18 protein-coding genes and 4 pseudogenes are annotated in these 19,217 nt (G+C 65.8%); 7 read left to right on the top strand and 15 right to left on the bottom strand.

Going from position 1 to position 19,217, the window contains the following annotated elements:
• Positions 1–161 precede the first annotated feature (161 nt).
• The 4 genes and pseudogenes from AC5Y4H_RS12160 to AC5Y4H_RS12145 form a co-directional block, all read right to left on the bottom strand.
• On the bottom strand, positions 162–587 hold the full coding sequence (locus AC5Y4H_RS12160; protein ID WP_499981875.1) for a hypothetical protein: 426 nt from the start codon (positions 585–587) through the stop codon (positions 162–164).
• A 115-nt stretch (positions 588–702) separates the two neighbouring features.
• Entirely contained in the window at positions 703–2,190 is a 1,488-nt protein-coding gene (locus AC5Y4H_RS12155; protein ID WP_499981871.1) for a hypothetical protein, read from the bottom strand.
• 93 nt (positions 2,191–2,283) lie between these two features.
• A pseudogene (locus tag AC5Y4H_RS12150) lies at positions 2,284–2,529 on the bottom strand (glycogen/starch/alpha-glucan phosphorylase); the annotation flags it as partial.
• Positions 2,530–2,559: 30 nt separating this feature from the next.
• Positions 2,560–2,883, bottom strand: a complete 324-nt coding sequence (locus AC5Y4H_RS12145; RefSeq protein WP_499981869.1) for a DMT family transporter — start codon at positions 2,881–2,883, stop codon at positions 2,560–2,562.
• Positions 2,884–3,113: 230 nt separating this feature from the next.
• On the opposite strand from AC5Y4H_RS12145, the gene AC5Y4H_RS12140 reads away from it, so the two are divergent.
• The 3 genes from AC5Y4H_RS12140 (at position 3,114) to AC5Y4H_RS12130 (ending at position 5,420) form a co-directional block, all read left to right on the top strand.
• The gene (locus tag AC5Y4H_RS12140) at positions 3,114–3,557 is read left to right on the top strand and encodes a DoxX family protein (RefSeq protein WP_499981866.1); all 444 of its coding nucleotides are present in this window, start codon (positions 3,114–3,116) and stop codon (positions 3,555–3,557) included.
• A 108-nt stretch (positions 3,558–3,665) separates the two neighbouring features.
• Positions 3,666–4,463 carry an SDR family NAD(P)-dependent oxidoreductase gene (locus AC5Y4H_RS12135; RefSeq protein ID WP_499981864.1) on the top strand — a complete coding sequence of 266 codons (798 nt, stop codon included), beginning with the start codon at positions 3,666–3,668 and terminating at the stop codon, positions 4,461–4,463.
• Positions 4,464–5,420: a phosphotransferase family protein gene (locus AC5Y4H_RS12130; RefSeq protein WP_499981860.1), complete on the top strand. Its 957-nt coding sequence runs from the start codon at positions 4,464–4,466 to the stop codon at positions 5,418–5,420.
• Positions 5,421–5,431: 11 nt separating this feature from the next.
• Here AC5Y4H_RS12130 and AC5Y4H_RS12125 read toward each other — a convergent pair whose 3' ends face one another.
• Complete coding sequence (locus AC5Y4H_RS12125; protein WP_499982035.1) at positions 5,432–5,677, bottom strand: hypothetical protein; 246 nt, start codon at positions 5,675–5,677, stop codon at positions 5,432–5,434.
• 172 nt (positions 5,678–5,849) lie between these two features.
• Here AC5Y4H_RS12125 and AC5Y4H_RS12120 point away from each other — a divergent pair, with 172 nt between their 5' ends.
• Complete coding sequence (locus AC5Y4H_RS12120) at positions 5,850–6,533, top strand: MspA family porin (RefSeq protein WP_499982032.1); 684 nt, start codon at positions 5,850–5,852, stop codon at positions 6,531–6,533.
• On the opposite strand, the gene AC5Y4H_RS12115 is transcribed toward AC5Y4H_RS12120, so the two are convergent.
• The 4 genes and pseudogenes from AC5Y4H_RS12115 to AC5Y4H_RS12100 all read right to left on the bottom strand — a co-directional run.
• On the bottom strand, positions 6,530–7,825 hold the full coding sequence (locus AC5Y4H_RS12115) for an acyl-CoA dehydrogenase family protein (RefSeq protein ID WP_499981859.1): 1,296 nt from the start codon (positions 7,823–7,825) through the stop codon (positions 6,530–6,532). The genes AC5Y4H_RS12120 and AC5Y4H_RS12115 overlap by 4 nt on opposite strands.
• 19 nt (positions 7,826–7,844) lie before the next feature.
• A pseudogene (locus AC5Y4H_RS12110) lies at positions 7,845–7,996 on the bottom strand (CoA transferase); the annotation flags it as partial.
• Positions 7,993–8,769 (bottom strand): enoyl-CoA hydratase/isomerase family protein, encoded by a 777-nt coding sequence (locus AC5Y4H_RS12105; RefSeq protein ID WP_499981857.1) that lies wholly within the window; start codon positions 8,767–8,769, stop codon positions 7,993–7,995. The pseudogene AC5Y4H_RS12110 and the gene AC5Y4H_RS12105, both read right to left, overlap by 4 nt.
• A gap of 44 nt (positions 8,770–8,813) precedes the next feature.
• Positions 8,814–8,993: pseudogene (locus AC5Y4H_RS12100) on the bottom strand (acetyl-CoA C-acyltransferase); the annotation flags it as partial.
• A 416-nt stretch (positions 8,994–9,409) separates the two neighbouring features.
• Here AC5Y4H_RS12100 and AC5Y4H_RS12095 point away from each other — a divergent pair.
• Positions 9,410–10,366: an LLM class F420-dependent oxidoreductase gene (locus AC5Y4H_RS12095; RefSeq protein ID WP_499981854.1), complete on the top strand. Its 957-nt coding sequence runs from the start codon at positions 9,410–9,412 to the stop codon at positions 10,364–10,366.
• A gap of 3 nt (positions 10,367–10,369) precedes the next feature.
• Here the strand turns inward: AC5Y4H_RS12095 and AC5Y4H_RS12090 are convergent, their stop codons facing one another.
• Positions 10,370–11,197, bottom strand: a complete 828-nt coding sequence (locus AC5Y4H_RS12090) for an oxidoreductase (protein WP_499981851.1) — start codon at positions 11,195–11,197, stop codon at positions 10,370–10,372.
• 84 nt (positions 11,198–11,281) lie between these two features.
• On the opposite strand from AC5Y4H_RS12090, the gene AC5Y4H_RS12085 reads away from it, so the two are divergent.
• A complete protein-coding gene (locus AC5Y4H_RS12085) occupies positions 11,282–12,577 on the top strand; it encodes a PucR family transcriptional regulator (RefSeq protein ID WP_499981847.1) in 1,296 nt (431 codons plus the stop codon).
• A gap of 119 nt (positions 12,578–12,696) precedes the next feature.
• Entirely contained in the window at positions 12,697–13,164 is a 468-nt protein-coding gene (locus AC5Y4H_RS12080) for a 2,4'-dihydroxyacetophenone dioxygenase family protein (protein WP_499981845.1), read from the top strand.
• A 27-nt stretch (positions 13,165–13,191) separates the two neighbouring features.
• On the opposite strand, the pseudogene ppk2 reads toward AC5Y4H_RS12080, so the two are convergent.
• From ppk2 to AC5Y4H_RS12055, 5 genes and pseudogenes are all read right to left on the bottom strand, one after another.
• Positions 13,192–14,071: pseudogene (gene ppk2 / locus AC5Y4H_RS12075) on the bottom strand (polyphosphate kinase 2).
• A 29-nt stretch (positions 14,072–14,100) separates the two neighbouring features.
• The gene (locus tag AC5Y4H_RS12070; RefSeq protein WP_499981843.1) at positions 14,101–14,766 is read right to left on the bottom strand and encodes a nitroreductase family protein; all 666 of its coding nucleotides are present in this window, start codon (positions 14,764–14,766) and stop codon (positions 14,101–14,103) included.
• 14 nt (positions 14,767–14,780) lie between these two features.
• Positions 14,781–16,298: an Hsp70 family protein gene (locus tag AC5Y4H_RS12065; protein WP_499981842.1), complete on the bottom strand. Its 1,518-nt coding sequence runs from the start codon at positions 16,296–16,298 to the stop codon at positions 14,781–14,783.
• A gap of 181 nt (positions 16,299–16,479) precedes the next feature.
• Positions 16,480–16,773 carry a hypothetical protein gene (locus AC5Y4H_RS12060; protein ID WP_499981839.1) on the bottom strand — a complete coding sequence of 98 codons (294 nt, stop codon included), beginning with the start codon at positions 16,771–16,773 and terminating at the stop codon, positions 16,480–16,482.
• A 146-nt stretch (positions 16,774–16,919) separates the two neighbouring features.
• On the bottom strand, positions 16,920–19,199 hold the full coding sequence (locus tag AC5Y4H_RS12055) for a carbon starvation CstA family protein (protein ID WP_499981837.1): 2,280 nt from the start codon (positions 19,197–19,199) through the stop codon (positions 16,920–16,922).
• Between the last annotated feature and the right edge of the window lie 18 nt (positions 19,200–19,217).

The following is a 19,217-nucleotide window of genomic DNA, read 5'->3' as shown; positions in this document are numbered from 1 at the left end:
CCGTTCTCGCCCTCGCGCCCGCCAAATAGTAGACGGTCATGTGCCCAATTGACACATCATTGTGCAAAGACCAGGAACACCGCAACCCGGACGCAGCCGCGAAGGCCCGCCGGCCCGTCCGGCCGCCCGTGACCGCACAGGATGCCCGGTCTTGCCTGCCGTCAGGCGACTTTCTTCAGCCGCCGCTTCAACCGTGCGTGGCGGCGGATCTGAATGGCCAGGTTCGTGGAGGTCAACATGGGAATCACCCCGAGGAAGGTCCGCTCGGAGGGAGTTGCTCCGTGCAAGTGGTAGAGGCTCCCGAAGACATAGAAACAGCCCAACATGAACAACGCGCCGGGAATGCAAAGGGTCATCCACGAACCACGATCGGCAACGAGTTGCCTGGCGTAGTTCAACTCCTCATGGGCCATCGGTTCGCCTTTGCGCACCTTGTGCAGAACCGCTTTGGCGCTCCCGATGTCTTCGCTGACCGCAGGTGTCGTCCGGCGCTCCAAGCGATTCACGTACACGGCGGCGACCGCCGCCAAGGTCAAGGCCAGCACAAGGGCCAGGACGGTCAGCAGACCATATAAAGACGAACTCATATCTGTCCTTGCATCGCCGTGGGATTACCGGTGGCTCGCGGAGAACGCTACCCCAACGATTGGGACCGGGCGTCAGCGAATTCGGGACGCCTGGCCCTTGACCACATCCCGGCGATCAAAACCCGAAGTCGCCGCCACCGCCCGAATCGGACCCGCCGCCGAAGTCCGATCCGCCGCCGAAATCGGAGCCGCCGGAGTCCCAACCGCCACCCGAATCCCACCCACCGCCGAAGCCCACGTCGCCGCCGCCGGAGTAAGCGGCGTCGCCGCCCGCGAATCCGGAGTCGGCGCTGCCCGAGTCCCCTCCGGTGAAACCGACGTCTGCCGGTGGGCTGTCGTACTGGGCTCCCTGTCCGCCGTCATAGCTGTAGCTGTTGGCATCGGCGAAGGCGGAATCGCGGCCGGCCTCGAAGCCGCGCTCGTAGCTGCCGCCCCAATGGTCGTCCAGCAGCGCGTCCATCAGCAGCACGTCGGCCAGCGCCCACGTCCAGCCTGGGCCCCAGAACGCGTACGGGTAATAGCCGGGGTAGAAGAACATTCCGTTGTGGTAGCCACCGCCGTAGTAATACGGATAACCCGGCTGCGCGGTGGTGCTGTAGTTGTTGTTGTTGATCGTCACCGACTCACCGGTGCCGGGGTTCGTGGTGTGCACCGTGGCCTGCTTGCGATCATCGGCCGGCACCGCCTTCACGGCCGCGACGTCGGGCGTGGGCCGCTGAGGGTCCAGCTTCCGGTTGGCCTTCGCGACGGTGGACTCCACCACCCGCAGATGCGCCCGCGCGGCGCCGTAATCGCCCTTCTCGTAGGCGTTTCGGGCGTCGTACAGGCTGGAGTTGGCCTTCAACGACTCGGCGCTGATATCTGCGCTGCTATCGGTCAGCATTGCGTTGTCGAGGTCACTGACATTTGACGTGGCCGCGATCAGCTCCTGCTTGATCTCCTCGCGCGCCTCGGTGTCTTTGCGATGCTTACGATTTCGGCGCACGGCGAACCAGAGCAAGCCGGCCATGGCCAGTGCGATGCCGGAAATGACCAGCGTCACCTTCAGCCATGCCCACTCGTCGCGGTTTTCGTGCGCGACGGGAGAGGTGGTCACCGGCCCACGCGAGACGGCGCCGGCGCTCGCCAGCTTGCCGACGAAGGCGCTCGTGGCGCCGTACGGGTCGTTGCGGTGATCTCTCGCAGACTGATTCATGAATTGATCGACATTGTCCGCGATGGGCTTGGGCACGTTGTAGGCGCGCACGTGGTAGCCGCGGGAGTCGATGACCAAGATGACGCCGCTGAACTCGGCGTTGCGGCTCAGCATGGCGACATGAATGGCGTCGGCCGTAGTTACACCGCTCTGGGCGGGCGACACCGCCGCGACCCAGACCGGAGGGCCCGAACTCCACGTCCACGAGCTGGTGAGAATCTGCTGGTTCAGTTTGTCGGGATTCTGCAGCGGCGGCCTGGCCCCAGGGTCGACCACCACGTGCGTCTCGTTGTCGAACCTGCTCACCAGCTGGTCGGTGTAGGTGTCGGCGGACGCGGACGGGGCGAGCAGCAGCGCCAGCACCATGATCACCGGAGCCAGGGCAAGCCCGCGGAAGCGTTCGGTCACGTCTCTCCTGCCGTTATTGCGTGAGCGCCCACCCTAGTCCGTCTCGGACGGCTCTGCCGCATAGGCGACTGGCGTTGTTGCCGGGACGGCTAACTACCGGCGCGCTGCCGGATCCGCCCGGCCACCACTAGATCTTGACGGTTGCGGCCAGACGCTCCAGAGCTCGTCGCAGTACTCGGTGATGGCGCGATCGGACGAGAACTTGCCACTGCGTGCGGTATTGAGGATCGACATCTTCGTCCACGATTCGCGGTCCTCCCACGTGGCGCTCACCCGCCCCTGGCAGTCGACCTAGGACGCGTAGTCGGCACAGACCAGGAAGGGGTCGTCGTAGCGCAGGTTTGTGTCCTACTCGCTGGTGGGTTGCGGTCAGTGCGCACCCGCGAAGTTCAACGTGACCACGCCGGCAATGATCAGGCCGATCCCGACAACCTTGGACAGCGATATCGAAGAGCCGAGGAACAGCACGGCGATGAGCACGATGAGAGCGGTACCGATGGCCGACCACAGCGCGTAGGCGACGTCGGTCTGCATACCGCGCGAGATCGACACCGCCAGCAGCGCGAAGGAGACGGCATAACCGATCATGCACACCACGGTCGGCCACAGGCGGGTGAAGCCTTCGGTGCTCTTGAGCAGGCTGGTCGCGATCACCTCTGCGAATATGGCGCCGAGGAGATAGAGATAAATCAAAACGCCTCCTTGCGTACCCGGTACACGTACGTATTTACCTGACGGCGCGTCGAATGGCGTCGTCTCCGCTGACGAAGATTTGCGCTGTATGGCGTTTGCCGCGGATCCGGTGTCGTTCGACGTCGGCGACGTAATCGGCGAGCAAGCGTCACTGGCAGCGACGTAGTATCCCGCCCGTGGCGGCGAACAGGCGCCCCTGGTGGCTGGGTCGCGACCGTAACCTAGCCAGCGTGACGACGAATCTGGACCAAAGGCTGGCCCGCTACGCCCCAGTTGTGCTCAGCGTGTTTCGGTGCGTCTACGGTTTGCTCTTCGCCGCATACGGGGCGAGGAGCCTTTTTGACTGGCCCGTCCGCTCGCCCGTCCATATCGGTTTCGGCGCCTGGCCGGAGTGGTACGCCGGGGCGATCGAGATCGTCGCCGGTCTGCTCATCGCCGGCGGGTTGTTCACCCGCGCTGTCGCGTTCGTCGCCTCGGGGGAGATGGCGATTGCTTACTTCTCGATTCATCAACCCAAGGCGCTGTGGCCCGTCGGCGACCCGCCCGCAGGCAATGGCGGAGCCTTGGCCATCCTGTTCTGCTTCGCCTTTTTCCTGCTGATCTTCTCCGGCGGCGGCTACTACTCGGTCGACGCACTACGCCGGACGGCAGGCCCGTCGCGACGTCGGCTCTGACGACCGACTCCAACGCGTCGAGCCCAAGCTTCCCCACAACCGGTGATAATGGCACTCTCTGACACGGAGAAGCCGTTTCCAGCGACGGACGGTTCGGAGAGGTTGACGATGAGCGAACGACGCTGCGACGGGATGGTGGCTCTCGTCACCGGAAGCAGCCGGGGTCTGGGCAAGGCGATCGCCGTGCGGCTGGCTTCGGAAGGCGCGACGGTGGCGTTGACCGCCCGCACGATGGACCCCGATCCGAAGTACCAGGGGTCGCTGAGCCAGACCCGCGACGAGATTGTCGCCGCGGGTGGGAAAGCCATTGCGGTCCAAGCGGATCTCTCCCAATCCGAAGACCGGGAACGGCTTTTCGCCGAAGTGGTCGACGCCGTGGGCGCCCCCGATATCCTGGTCAACAACGCCGCGGTGACGTTCCTGCGGCCACTCGGCGGATTTCCCGAACGGCGCGCCCGGCTGATGATGGAGATGCACGTACTCGGTCCGCTGCACCTGTGCCAGCTGGCGATACCCGCGATGCGCGAGCGCGGACGCGGCTGGATCTTGAACCTGACCTCGGTGGGCGGCGACCTGCCGCCCGGGCCGCCCTTTTCGGAGTTCGACCGGACCGCCGGCTTCGGCATCTACGGTACGGCCAAGGCGGCACTCAATCGGTTGACGAAAAGCCTTGCGGCCGAACTGTATGACGACGGGATTGCGGTCAACGCCGCCGCCCCGTCCAACCCCGTGGCCACGCCGGGCGCCGGTACCCTCGATCTGGCCAAGACCGACACCGAGGACATCACGCTGATCACCGAAACGGCGTTCCGGTTGTGCACGGGTGATCCGAAGACCCTGACCGGCCGCGTCGCACACACCCAGCCCTTCCTCGCCGAGCTCGGCTGGACCGCGCCGGCGGGCTGAATGGGCGAACTCGATCCCGCAGGGCTGCGCCGGCGACTCGACGGTGCCGGCGTCGTCGACGTCACTCCGCTGGCCGGGGGAGCCTCAAGCCTGACCTTCGCGGGCACCAGGGCCGGCCAACGTGTGGTGAAAGTCGCTCCGCCAGGCGTCGAACCGGTTGCGCATCGCGACGTGTTGCGCCAGGCTCGCATCATCAAAGCGCTTGGGGCGAGCGATGTTCCGGTGCCGACGGTGCTGTGGGAGGATGCGGGGGAACCGCCCGACACGCCACCGCTCTACGTGATGACGCACGTCGAAGGCGAGTGTGTGGAACCGCTGTTCGACGATTGCGCGCCTGTGCCCGGTCTCGGCGAGCGGTATCGGAACGCGTGCCGCGCCATGGCCGCGCTGCACAGACTCGAGCCGACGGAGCTCGGGCTAAGCGATGAACCGGTGGTCGATCCGGTCGCCGAAGTCCATCGGTGGTCCGACACGCTGCGGACCGTCGACCCGGCGCTGGCGCCCGATTGGCCGGAAGTGCGGGACGCGCTGTTGGATTGCGCACCGAGCGCGATGACCCCCCGCGTGGTGCACGGCGACTTCCGGCTGGGCAACCTGCTCGCGGCCGGATCGCACATCAACGCGGTCATCGACTGGGAGATCTGGTCGATGGGCGATCCCCGCATCGACGCGGGCTGGTTCCTGATCAACTGCGACCCGGACACTTACCGGCGGGTCAGCCCCGCCGAGGGTATGGTGCCGTCGACCGCTGAGCTCACCGACCTATACCGGGCTGAGATAGCTTGCGAGGTACGCGATTTGGAGTGGTTCACGGCGCTGGCGTGCTTCAAATCGGCGGCGACATGGTCGCTGATCGTCAAACACAACCGCCGACGATCTGCTCCACGAGCCGAATTGGAAGCCATGGCGACGGTCTTGCCGAGACTGCTGGACCGTTCCAGGTCGACGCTGGCTTAGCCTCGGCCGTCCTACTGGCAACGGACCAAGAGATTTTCGCAGATCATTCCGACGTCACCCGTATCGTTCACGGGTTGACCTTCGTTGGACGGGTTAGTCCAGGTAGTCGGGAACGGGCTCCACACGTCGTCGACCCCAGGCGGCTGGGGGCGCGGATCAACGTTCGGGTCCGCCTGGGCGATACCGGCGCCGCCCGCCAGACTGATGGCCACCGAGGCGCAGACGAGCAGTCCGCGAGCGCAGGCGCGAAGCGTCATCGCCGCCTCCTCGGTTTCCGCCGGGGGTTGTTGGCTTTTCAAGAGTAGATACTACCTTCGCCTTCACATCGCATAACAGTCACAAACACACAACGACTTCGATATGCCTGCCAGCAAATTGCGTGACTCGAAATGGCGGGTGTTTACGGTGTCGACCGTGAGGCCCGTAGCCGTGGTCATTCGTCGCGCCCTGGCGGTAGCCATGTGCCTGGCTATTTCTTTGCCCACGGCGCCCGCGACCGGTGCGGATCCCGATGCCGAAGCGGCACCTCCCGAAGCGGCGCCGGTGGCCGAGGGATCCTTGCCCTCGAACCCTCCGGCAATCCTCACGACTCCCGACGGCTGGACCCTGGGCCTGGGCGCCCGGGACGAGCAGCAGGTTCCGGTGGCGCCGTTGACCACCGCGGTGTCGTCCCGCGAATACCTTGCCAGCGGGATATTCGTGGGATCCCTGGTCGGACCGGGACAGCCCCAGGGCGTCCTCGAGGTGGGTTACGAGATCGGCTGTGGAATCGACATGAGCACATCCGATGGCGTCACGATCGGGGGTACCACCGGTATCACCCCGGGCGTGACGGGCCCGGTGACCGGTGTGCCGTTCGACCTGCTGCCGTTGGTTCTTTTTCCCACCGCGGGTGTGCTCAATGTAGGCCTCAAGCCCGGCCTCGTGGTTGTGGTGCCCGTGGTCAAGAAACAGTTCCGGGGTCCGAACCCCTGGGTCATGGTCAGCAACTTTCACGTCAAGATCGACGGGTGTGTGGGCCAGTCGTTCATCCGCTCCTACGCGGTACTCAACCGAGTGACCGACGAATCCGACGTGGTGCTGTCCTACGCCGGTGTCACCAAAGCCGTCTAGCCGCGGGGGATGCCCGCCAGCTTGTCGGCGAACTTCGCCTCCGCGGCCGCGCGCAGCCGCAGCAGATGTTCGGACGGAAACAGATCGGGCGCGGGCGCACGGTCTTTCAGCAATAGCCGGGCCAACGTCACCTTGTGCACTTCGGTCGGCCCATCGGCCAGCCCGAGCACGAACGACTCCACCAGGTACTGCACGAACGGCATCTCGTGGGTGGTGCCCAGCGATCCGTGCAGCTGAAGCGCCCGCGAGGACACGTCGTGCAGGACCTTCTGCATCATCGCCTTCACCGCCGAGATGTCGGCCCGCACGGCCTTGTAGTCGTTGAACTGGTCGATCTTCCAAGCTGTTTGCAGGGTCAGCAGGCGGAACGCCTCGATCTCCATCCACGAGTCGGCGACCATCTCCTGCACGAGTTGTTTGTTGGCCAGCACCTCGCCCTGGGTATAACGCGACACCGCCCGCTCGCAGATCATGTCGTATATCCGGCGGACCAGGCCCACGGTGCGCATCGCGTGGTGAATCCGGCCACCGCCCAGGCGAGTCTGCGCCACAATGAACGCTCCGCCCCGCGGTCCCAGCATGTGATCGGCAGGCACGCGCACGTTTTCGTAGCGGACATAACCCTCACGCCCACCGCCGGTGGGCTGGTAACCCAGTCCCACGTCGCGCAGCACGTTGATGCCAGGTGTGTCGCCGGGGACGACGAACATGGAGTAGCGCTCATAGGGCGGCGCCTCGGGATCGGTCATCGCCATCACGATGATGAACGAAGCCATCGAGGCGAACGAGGAAAACCATTTCTCCCCGTTGATGACCCAGTGATCACCATCCTGCACCGCGTTGGTACGAAACACCTTCGGGTCGGCGCCGCCCTGCGGCTCGGTCATCGAGAAACACGAGATGATGCGGTTGTCCAGCAACGGCTCAAGGTAACGGGCCTTGAGCTCGGGAGTGCCGTAATGCGCCAGGATTTCGCTGTTGCCGGAGTCGGGAGCTTGTGAACCGAAGACGATCGGCGCGCATTCCGAACGGCCCAGGATCTCGTTGAGCAGCGCCAGCTTCACCTGCCCGTAGCCCGGGCCGCCCAGGTGCGGGCCGAGGTGGGTGGCCCACAGACCGCGCTTTTTCACGATCTCCTGCAGCGGCGGAATCAGCGCCTGTCGCACCGGGTCATTGAGGTCGTGCGACTCCTTGACAATCAGGTCGATCGGCTCGCACTCTTCGCGCACAAAGCCTTCGACCCACTGCAGTTGTTCTGCCCACTCCGGGTCGGTGGAGAAGTCCCACGGCATGCGTCGTCCTCTCTGGGTTGGTCACTCTGAGTTGCTGTGGGCCGTCCGCGCCCGCCAACGCATCGATGCGGAGCCGTCGGCGCCCAAGTCTCCCAACAGCATTGCGCAACACGGTACGGGCCCCAATCCGCCCATCATGATGATGCGGACGCCCCGCAGGGGATCGGTCATGACGACCACTTCGTGCGGCGCTCGGCCGCCTCGTCGGTCGCGTGGGAAATCACCTGGTTGCGGTTTTCCAGTTCCATGGCGGACGCCAGGCTGGGGGCGTCGGTGTTGACCTGAAGGGCGCGCTTGGTCAACTGGGCGCCGAGCGGGGCATGGCCGGCGATCAGCGACGCCAATTCCACCGCGCGATCGGACAGTCCACCGGGCTCGACCATCTCGCTGACCAGACCGCGCCGGTCCGCCTCAACGGCCGACACGGTGCGGCCGGTGAGCATCCAATCGGCGGCGACGCTGGTGCCGACGATGCGTGGCAGGTGATAACTCATGCCCATCTCGGCGCCCGAAAGCCCGAGCAGGACGGCGGCATTGCCGAAAGAGGCTGCCGTCGAGCAGATTCGGATGTCAGCGGCCAGGCACAGCGCAAGCCCGGCCCCAACGCAGGGGCCGTTGACCGCCGCGACGACGGGTTGCGGCAGCTCCCGCACCGCTTCGGTCAGGGCGGCCATCCTTTCCTGAAAGCGCATCCGGTCCAGTGCGGGCGCGCTCGCGTCCAGCATCGAGGGCCCGAAGTCACGCATGTCGATGCCCGCGCAGAACCCGCGTCCGGCACCGGTCAGCACGACGGCGTGCACTCCGGGGTCGGCCGCCAAATCGTTGAGGGCGCCGCGTAATTCGGTCTGCATCGCCTCATTGATGGCGTTGAGCCGCTGCGGTCGATTGAGCCGCAGAATGACGACCCCGCCGCAGGGCCGCGCGAGTTCCACCGTCTCGGCCATGGTCACACCCGCTCGAGGATCGTCGCGGTGCCCATCCCGCCGCCGCCGTGGTCTCCGGACAGAATGCCGTTGCCGGCGATCACGTCGTCGACGTCGGCCGGGTCGAAGCCGACCCGCTCGGCGAGCCCGGTGAGGCACCGCGCGAGCAGGGCCTGCGGATGCACGCCGTGCAGTCCGCCGTCGGGCCGCCCGCGCCCGCGGGGCGTGCGGACCGCGTCGAGAATCCAGGCGTCGATGGCGGACTCCGATCGTTGTGGTTCGGGCGGGACGTGGTCCGGGTGGCACCCGGTGCAGTCACCAGCGATCGTAATCTGTCTCTCGACTGCGGAGAACTACCTTCTCCGAATTAGCGAAGCTGTTCTCGCGTGCGCTGGGCGCGTTTCTCTGATCACCCGCACCCGCCGGCCCTGGGATCGGATGGGGCACTCGACACGGCCCTTCCGTGGCGCGACCCGGACATCGTGTTCACCCGCCGGAATCGCGCAGAAGTGGAAAGCCTTGGCTCGCTGCATGACTCGCGCCGCCGCGCGTCGGGGGCGGTGAACGTGCGCCGGCCTCGGTCGGACCCGCTTACCGCGCGCAGCGGGATCGGCGCGGTCAACACGCGCATAACCGGGGCAGCAGCGGGTAGCCCGGCGCCATGACCAAGATCGGATACTTTCTCACCTGCGAGCAATTCGGCCCGAAGGAACTCGTCGACCAGGCCAAGCGTGCCGAGGACGCCGGATTCGAGGCGTTGTGGATCTCAGATCACTATCACCCCTGGAACGACGAGCAGGGCCAGAGCCCGTTCGTGTGGGGAGTGATCGGTGCGCTGTCGGAGGCGACGTCGCTGCCGGTCAGCACCGCCGTCACGTGTCCGACCATCCGCATCCACCCGGCGATCATCGCGCAGGCGTCGGCCACCGCGGCCGTGCAACTCGACGGACGCTTCGTGCTCGGGGTGGGCAGTGGCGAGGCCCTCAACGAACACATCCTGGGCGATCCCTGGCCGTCCGCCGGTGTCCGCCTCGAGATGCTGGAGGAGTCGATCGAGGTGATTCGCAAGCTGCACAAGGGTGGTGAGGTAAGCCACCACGGCAAGCACTACGAGGTGCAGGAAGCGCAGGTCTACACCCGGCCGGAACAGCCGGTGCCGATCTACGTCTCCGCGTTCGGCCCACAGGCGGTGGAACTGGCCGCCCGCATCGGCGACGGATATAGCATCGCCATGCCCGACGGCGACCTGGTCAGGCAATTTCGGGAGTCCGGCGGCGGCGACAAGCCGGTGCAGGGTGGTACCAAGGTCTGCTGGGACGCCGACGCCGACGCCGCGCTGAAGACCGCACACCGGTTGTGGGCCAACGAGGGACTGCCCGGTCAGACTTCTCAAATCCTGCCTCGGCCCAAGGATTTCGCCGCCCTGCAGTCGCTGGTGCCCCCCGAGACCGTTGCCGAGAGCGTGGCCTGCGGCCCCGACCCCGACAAGCACGTCGCCCAGGTCCGCGAGTACATCGACGCCGACGTCGACGAGATCTACGTGCAGCAGATCGGCCCCGACATGGACGGGTTCTTCGCGGCGTGGCAGCGCGACGTTTTGTCCCAGGTGCGCGGCTAGGCCTCAGGTGAAGTCGGTGCCGCTGGCGAGCTCTTCCCACTGTGAGATCTCGGCTGCCCGCGCGTCCGCTTTGTAGCGATAGGCGGCCAACGCGTCGGGCCCGAGCAACAAGAATGCCGGTGGCTCAGGCGATTCGACGGCCGCGATGATGGCGTTGCCCGCCTTGGCGGGGTCGCCGGGCTGATTGCCATGCATGGTGTCGTTCTCCTTGCGACGCTGCCCAGCGGTCGCGGCGTAGTCATCGATGACGGTGGCCGACTGGACCAGGGAACGTCCGGCGAAGTCGGTGCGGAACGCGCCGGGCTCGACGATGGTCACCGAAATGCCCAGCGGCGCAAGCTCGCCGCGAAGGGCCCCACTGATGCCTTCGATCGCGGCCTTGGCCGCCGAGTAGTAGCCGGAACCCACCGGCGTCAACTGCGCCCCGATCGACGAAACGTTCACGATGGCGCCGCTGCGGCGTGCACGCATGTCGGGGAGTACGGCCTTGATCATGGCGACTGTGCCGAAGAAGTGTGTCTCGAACAACGTGCGGACCTCGTCGTCGTCGCCTTCCTCGACCGCGGCGCGATACCCGTAGCCCGCATTGTTGACCAACACGTCGACGTGATCGAACCGCTGTTGCGCCTGCTGCACCGCGGAAGTGACCTGCGCTGGTTTGGTGACGTCGAGGGCGACGGCGAGTACCCGCTCGGGTGCCGACTCGGCAAGGTCAGCGACAGCGGCGTCGTCGCGCGCGGTGACGACAGCGTTGTGTCCGGCGCCGATGACGGCCTGGGCGAGCGCTCGACCGAGCCCGGTCGAGCATCCGGTGATGAGCCAGGTGGACATTAGACGTCTCCTTTCCCGTCGCCGCGAAACCGCCGTTTGCCAGGTCGTTGTGCCGACAACACATCCGGATTAGATTCTGCCGATATGGAGCCCGTCTGGCGACCATTACAGGAGGCGCGTGCCCGTACAGCGTGGCAAAAGGTGATCATCCCAGTTGCTGCCGAGATGCAGAAGTGCGCACCGCAGTTAGCTAGATGCATCGTCGAACGTTACAAAGCCGAAGTGCCGAAGGTCGTGCCCGACGAGTCTGCCGTGGACGAGGAGCTCGCCAGCGTGGAAGCCAGTCTCCGACTCATAGCACAGTGCTTGGCGACAGGAGACGACCCGCGGCGATTCGACCTCGCCCCGGCGACGGCGGCGATCGCCCGCTCTGGCGTGCAGAGGGGCATCCCGCTGCTTGATCTCATGCGTTCCGTGCGCCTCGCGCAGGAACTCACGTGGCAGTGGCTGTTCGAGCAAATCATTGCGACCGCGACGACCGCCGACCTTGCGCGGGCGCTCGCTTTGGCCACCAACTGGCTCTTCGCTTTCTGCGATGACGTGCTGACCAAGGCCGAGCACAGTTACGAGATTGAGCGAGAGGCGTGGATGGGTGGCGCGGCCGCCGCGCGCGTGGCGGCGATCGGAGACATCCTCAACGAACGCGAAGACGATCCGCAGCGTGCATCCAAACGGCTGCGCTACGACATCAATCGCCACCATGTTGGCGTCAGAGCATGGCTGGTTTCGAAGCTTGATGACACCAATGCACAGACGACTTTGACCGACGCTATGGCGCAGCTCGCTCGCGCTGCTTCGGCGGAAAGCAACATGTTCCATCCCGTCGGCGCGAAGGACGTCGCCGGCTGGATCAGCCGGTCGCAGTCATTCACCACCGCCGAGCTGGATATGGTGCTTGGCCGCGGCAAGTCAGCCTTGCCAGACGGCGTTTGGGTTGCTGTCGGCGAACCGGGTTGGGGGATCAGCGGCTTTCGCCACACCTATACCGAGGCCTCGCACGCTCATCGAGTTGCCTTGCTGCTGGGCGATCGTGCCTTGGTCGTGACGTGCTATCGCCACGTTGCGGTCGCGGCGCTGGCCAGCGCGGACGGCGCGCAAGCCGTCGCATTCGTCAAAAGAATCCTGGGGCCCCTGGCGGCCAACGATGAAACGACGCATCGGATAGCCAACACGCTCGCGGTGTATCTCGAAGAGAATCGGAGCCCCGCCAGGGCCGCGCAACGCCTTAGCGTACATCCCAACACGGTCGGTTATCGGGTCAACCAAGCCGAGGAATTGCTCGGCCGGCCAATCGACTTCAACGTCCTTGACCTGTCGGTCGCCCTCGAGTTGCTGCCCGCGCTGCGCGGGTTGACCCACCCGGCGGATGCTGGACTGTGATGACGACACAAACGCGTCGTTGAACTCTGTTGCCATAGCCCGAGCGGATCTGCAGCCGGACTCCTAGCGTCTGCACCTAGCCGCCCCCAGCGGTTCCGATCGAAAAACTAGGAGGAGTCGTGAAAACTCTGCAGGAACTCGACGTCAATTACATGAGCGGCGCAGCTAACCCGTGGATACCGTTCACACCGCTGAGCGACCAAGTCTTCCTGAAGTACTGGAAGGTCGACCCGGTCCGAGCGGAGATTATCGTCTCCATGAAAGTGCCCGCCAACGTGGAGCTTGGGACGCATTACCACACCGGAATCGTTGTCGCGCACACCGTTAGCGGAGCCTGGCGTTATAAGGAGAGCGAGTGGGTCGCCCGCGGGGGCGACACTCTCTACGAAGTTGCCGGCTCCTCACATACTCCTGAAGCTTTCGAGGACTCGGAGATCTTCTTTTACATGGTGGGTGAGTTGCTGTTCCTCGATCAGGACAACAAGCTCCTCTGGCAAGAAAACCATAAGACATCCATCGACCGCTATGCGCGCTACTGCGACGACAACGGCATCCTGACCCGCGACCTGACGACGTGGAACACCTGAGTCAGAGCGGGCTCGGGGGCGCCGACCTCAGTCAGTCAACGCCCGGCCCACGATCTGCGGATCCGGCTCGCCCACCACCTCATCGTCCTTGTCCTCGTAGTAGGTGTTGGCGAGCAGGTACCGCATGGCGTTGATCCGGGCGCGCTTCTTGTCGTTGCTTCGCACCACGATCCATGGAGCGACGTCGGTGTCGGTCGCATCGAACATCGCCTCCTTCGCGGCGGTGTAGTCATCCCACCTGTTCACCGATTCGATGTCCATGGGGGGAGAACTTCCACTGTCGCACCGGATCCACCAACCGGACGGCGAACCGGGTGCGCTGTTCGGCCGGCGATACGGAGAACCAGAACTTGGTCAGGATGATCCCGTTGTCGACCAGCATCTGTTCGAACGGCGGAGCCTGCTGGATGAATTCGGCGTACTGCTCCGGGGTGCAGAATCCCATCACCTTCTCGACGCCGGCCCGGTTGTACCAAGAACGGTCGAACAGCACCATCTCGCCGCCGGACGGCAGATGGTTGATATAGCGCTGGAAATATTACTGCGTCCTCTCCTGCTCGGTCGGCTTCTCCAGCGCCACCACCCGCGCGTTGCGCAGATTCAGGTGCTCCATGAATCGCTGGATGGTTCCGCCTTTTCCGGCCGCGTCGCGCCTCTCGAACACGATCACATGCCTACCGCCGGTGCGCTTGTTGTGCTTCTGCAATTTCAGCAGCTCGATTTGCAGCCGTCGCTTCAGCCGCTCGTACTCGTCGCGCGGCATCCGATGGTCGTAGGGGTAACGCTCGCGCAACGTTTCAACGTGGTTGCCCTCCCCGTCGAGCAGGACCGGGTCGTCGTCGTCCCGGTCGTCGACGGTGTAGCCGTGTTCCGGAGTCGACAGGGTGTCCAGATCTATCTCGGTCATGAGTTTCACGCTATCGCTGCGAACCCACGTCAACCGTCAAAAGGCGGACCGTCGAACCGATCGCGAGTGATGAACTCCGTGACCGGCCGGCGGCGCAGTTTGTTCAGCTGGCGCACCGGTTTTCCGAGGGGCACGACCGCGGCAACCGCGTGCATGTCGGGAATACCCAGTAGTTGGCGGACGTGTTCTTCGGCTGCGATGGCCATCGTCGTGATGGTGCCGCCGTAGCCCTCGCTGCGTGCGGCGAGCAAGATGTTCCAGATCAACGGGTAGACCGATGCCCCACCCGCGATGCCGACGCGGTCGAGACCCTGATCGATGGCGGCGACAACGGTCAGGTCCACCGAAACGACAAGAACCACAGGCGCTTTGGCGATCGGTGCAACGAAGGTGTCGGGGATCTCGGTCGCGTCGATGTCCTCTTGCGGCACGCCACTGGGATGGACCGAATTCCACGGGTTTTCGCCCGCCTGCAGCTGGGCGAAGTAGCGGCGAGCGGCTGGCTTGCCGAGTTCGGCCAGCCGGCGCCGGACGGTTTCGTCGCGCACCACGGTGACATGCGCGCCCTGCCTGTTGCCGCCGCTGGGAGCGAACCGAGCGTTGTCGAAGATGCGCCCCAGCACCTCGTCGGGCAGCGGATCGGCGGTGAATTCCCGTGCCGCGAAGGTTGTTCGCATCACGTCGTATAGCTGCATGGCGGAATGGCTCGTCAACTCGCGGACGCGCGCCGCTCCAAGCGGAAGGTGCGTTCGAACCCGGCCGGCCGCGTCGTCAAGGTCACTTCCACGGCGCCGCTAGGGGTGATGACGTAGCGCTCCTCGACATCGGGCCCGTCCTTCCAGCGACCGACCGGCTGACGCCTGAGGTCGGCCCGGTCGCGCAGGGCCGGGTCGAACGGGAACAGCACCGGGTCATACGGCGTGACGTCGCCGTCAGGCCGCCCGTTGACCAGGCGGCTGCATTCCACGAACCGGAAGTGTCCGATGTTGTGTGCCGCCCGATACGTTCGTTTCACCACCAGCGGGGATTTCCCGTCGGCGGGAAGTGAAACGTCCTTGCACACGATCGGGTCGAAGACGACCCCGGCGCCGGCCTCGGCCTCCCGGAAAACCCCGAAATTCCTCGAGAAGCGTTCGGACAGCGCGAAACCGGACTCCTTGTCCAGAAAGACGGCGAGTCCGATCGCCGTGGCGGCGAAGGGGTGCGGCGAGCGTTTGACCCGCTTCTCGCCGAAGGTGCTGCGCAACATCCGAGATACCAGCGGAAAGCCCCCGGCCCCGCCGACGACGTAGATGCCGGCCACCTCCGAGAGGTCCACGTCCTTGTGGCCCCGCGCCGGATCGTGCAGGACCCGCTCGAGCAACCCCGTCGTCTGGTCGACCAGCGGCGCACACACCGAGTAGACGTCGTCGATGGGGCAGGAAAACGGGGGCCGATCGACGGTGGAGAGGTCCACCAGGAAGCGGCGCGTCTGCGGCCCGACCGCCTCCTTGCGGGCGGCGCACTCCTCGGCGAGCAGGCCGCGCTGGGCGGCGTCGAGGCCGGGCAGGCTCGCGCCGGCCAGCACCAGCTCGACGATCGCGTCATCGAAGTCGTCACCGCCGAGGCGCTGGATGCCCTCGCTGATGACGACCTCGTTCGCGTGCCCGGTCATTTTCAGCAGCGACGCGTCGAAGGTGCCGCCGCCCAAGTCGTAGATGAGGACGTATTCGCGTCTGGCGGTGATGGTGGACCGGTACCGGTGGGCGTATTCGAGGCTGGCGGCGGACGGCTCGTTCAGCAGCGCGACGACGTGAAAACCGGCCGCCACGTAGGCATCGAGGGTCAGTAGGCGCTGGGCGCTCGAGGCGTTGGCCGGCACGCTGATCGCGGCTTCGATGGGTTCGCCCGGGGCCAGGGCGACGTTCGAGTGTCGCCGCAGATCGGCTTTCAGCTGGGCCAGGAAGCCGGTGAGGAGGTCGGCCAGCCGATAGTCGCGCCCGGCCAGGGTGACCCCGGTTTGGGGTCCGGCGTCGTTGAGTAAACGCTTGAACGAGCGCAGCACCGACCAACCCGGTTCGTGGCGGACGGCCGCGGCCGCTGCGCCGAAGCGCAACTGCCCGGCGGCATTGGCGGCGACGAGCGACGGCCACGCATCCACGCCCTCGAAGGAGACGACGGGATAGTTGCCTCGGTCGACGGCCGCGACGACGGTGTGGGTGGTGCCAAAGTCGATACCGACTCTCATCGCGCAAGTTTAGGACCGCGCCGCTGACTTCGGCACGACCTTTCGCGCGGCGTGCCCGCCGAATTCGGTCAGTCCTCGAAATGGCGCTCGTAGTCGTAGCGTTCGAGCCACCACTGCAGGTTGTAGGTCCCCACTGCGAGCAGCATCATCAGGCCGACGCAGGCGACGCTGACGATGGCGTTCACAGCCTGTCCATTTCGCGTGCCATGCGGGCGGTCTCGAGGTAGGCGTAATGCCTCAGGTAGGGGTGCCGCGGCTGATTCGCATCCGCCGCCATCCGCCGCAGCGCGGCGGCGATCCGGCCGCCGAGCGGGGCGCGGCGCGTCCGCGCGGCGACGGCGGAGTCGAAGAGCACCTGCTGGGTACTGATCAGTACCTCTGCGGGTGCCGCCTCGACGGCGGGCGCCGCCGCGGACGGCTGCGGAATCGGCTGGGTAAGGGGTGCGGTCCGGAGTCCCGTTGGCGTGACCAGCATTTCGTCCACCTTCTTTGTGTTGCGATCCCGCGGACCAGAGAGGTCGGCCGGTGATGGACTCAACGTACGGTCGGCGATCACGGGTACGCACGCGTAGTTGACTACCTATTTGTGCGCGGCCGACTACCGCATGTCGGCAGGTACCGTCAACGCTCCTGAGCGCCGACGACCCCAGGGGTCGACGCCGGCGGCCGGTTCCATTGCCGCTGCACCCCTCGCTCCGCGGCCGTGGGAATCATGCCAGCGGGCGCGAACCGCCTCGACGGCACCGGGTCGTCCTCGGTCAAGGGCCGGCTCAACTTACTGGCCGGTCCGCGAATTGCCCCGAGCGCGACCACGACTCCGGCGAGCACCACGATCACGACGGTGAGCGCGAACAGGATCGACAGCGTGCCCTGGATGAAGGTGTTCCGGATGACCTCGTCGAGCTGATGCGCGTTCTTCGCCGAACCGAACGCCGCCTTGCCCGCTTGCTTGGCCGCCAAATACTTCGAGTGTTGCGTCCAGTAGCCGACGGCGGGATCTTCGGAGAAGATCTTCTGCCACGACGCGGTCAGCGTGACCGCAAGATCCCATAGCAGGGGAGCCCCCGGAATCCACGCCCACTTCAGCTGGCCCTTCTTGATGACCACCACGGTGATGACGGTCAATGAGATCCCGGCGAGCAGCTGGTTGGCGATACCGAACAGCGGAAACAGCGTGTTGATGCCGCCGAGCGGGTCGCTCACGCCCATCAGCAGGATGCCGCCCCACGCGGCGACGACGGCCAGGCTGCAACCCCAGACGCCGGGGCGCCAACTCGGGTTTTGCAGCTTGGCCAGCGGGCCGCCGAGGTTGCCCAGCGCGCCGGAGAGCATGAAGCTGTTGACGCGGGTGCCCGCGTCGAGGGTAGTCAGGATGAACAGCGCCTCGAACATGATCGCGAAGTGGTACCAGAAGGACTTGAGTCCCGTGCCGCCGAACACACGCTGCAGCACGTCGGCCATTCCCCAGGCCAGCGTCGGTGCTCCACCGGTGCGCGACACGATCGACTTCTCGCCGACGCTGCCGGCGGCCTGGCTGATCTGGTCCGCGGTCGTCGGGGCGCCCGGCAACCCGAGCCCGTTGACGTACTGGGCGGCGGTGGCCGCGGTGCCACCGGTCCGCGCCGCCGGCGCGTTGATGGTGAAGTACAGATGCTGGTTGATGATCGACGCCGTAATGAGTGCCATGACGGCAACGAACGACTCGGTGATCATGCCGCCGTAGCCGATCAGCCGCATCTGGCTTTCCTTCTCCAGCAGCTTGGGCGTCGTCCCGGACGAGATCAGCGCGTGAAATCCGGACAGCGCGCCGCACGCGATGGTGATGAACAAGAACGGGAATAGCGAGCCCGCGAACACCGGGCCGTTGCCCCTGGTGGCGAACTGCGAGATCGCGGGCGCGTGCATGTCCGGCCGTGCGATGCAGACGCCGACGGCGAGCAGCCCGATGGCGCCGACCTTCATAAACGTCGACAGGTAGTCGCGCGGCGCCAGGAGCAGCCAGACGGGCAGCACGGACGCGGCGAAACCGTAGCCGATCAGACACCAGCACAGGGTGACCGGCGACAGCGTGAACCAGGATGCGCCCCAAGGCGTTTCGGCGACCCAAGTGCCGGACACCACCGCGAGCAGCAGCAGCGCGAAGCCGATCAGTGATACCTCCGATACGCGCCCGGGACGCAAAAATCGCAGGTAACAACCCATGAACACGGCGATGGGGATGGTCATGGCTATGGAGAACACGCCCCATGGGCTCTGGGCCAGGGCCCTCACCACGATCAGCGCCAGCACCCCGATCAGGATCACCATGATGACGAGGACCCCGACCAGGGCGGCGGCCCCGCCCGCGGCGCCCAGTTCGTCGCGGACCATCTCTCCGAGGGAACGGCCACGCCGGCGGGTGGAGATCCACAACACCAGGTAGTCCTGCACGCAGCCGCCGAATACCGCGCCGATGACGATCCAGATGCTGCCCGGCAGGTAGCCCATCTGCATGGCCAGCACCGGGCCGACGAGCGGACCGGCCCCGGCAATGGCGGCGAAATGATGGCCGAACAGCACCCGGCGGTCGGTCGGGACGAAGTCGGTGCCGTCCTCGAGGAACTCGGCCGGCGTGGCGTAGTCGTCGCGCGGGCGGACGATCTTCATCTCGATCAACCGCGCATAGAACCGGTATCCGATGATGTACGTACAGATCGCCGCGACGACAATCCATACCGCGTTGACCGTCTCGCCCCGGGCGAACGCGATGATCGCCCAAGCGACGGCGCCGAGCACCGCGATGACGGCGAACACGATCTTGTGCCGCGCGGTGACGGGGGAGCGGTCGATGATGGCGACCGGTGGCAGGTCTTCGTCGGTATGGATGTAGCTGACGCCGTCGCCGTGCCCCTTGACCGCCACGGCGGAAACCCTACGCGC

Source organism: Mycobacterium sp. NGS58, assembly GCF_059812385.1.
This window is presented reverse-complemented; position numbering and strand designations above follow the sequence as displayed.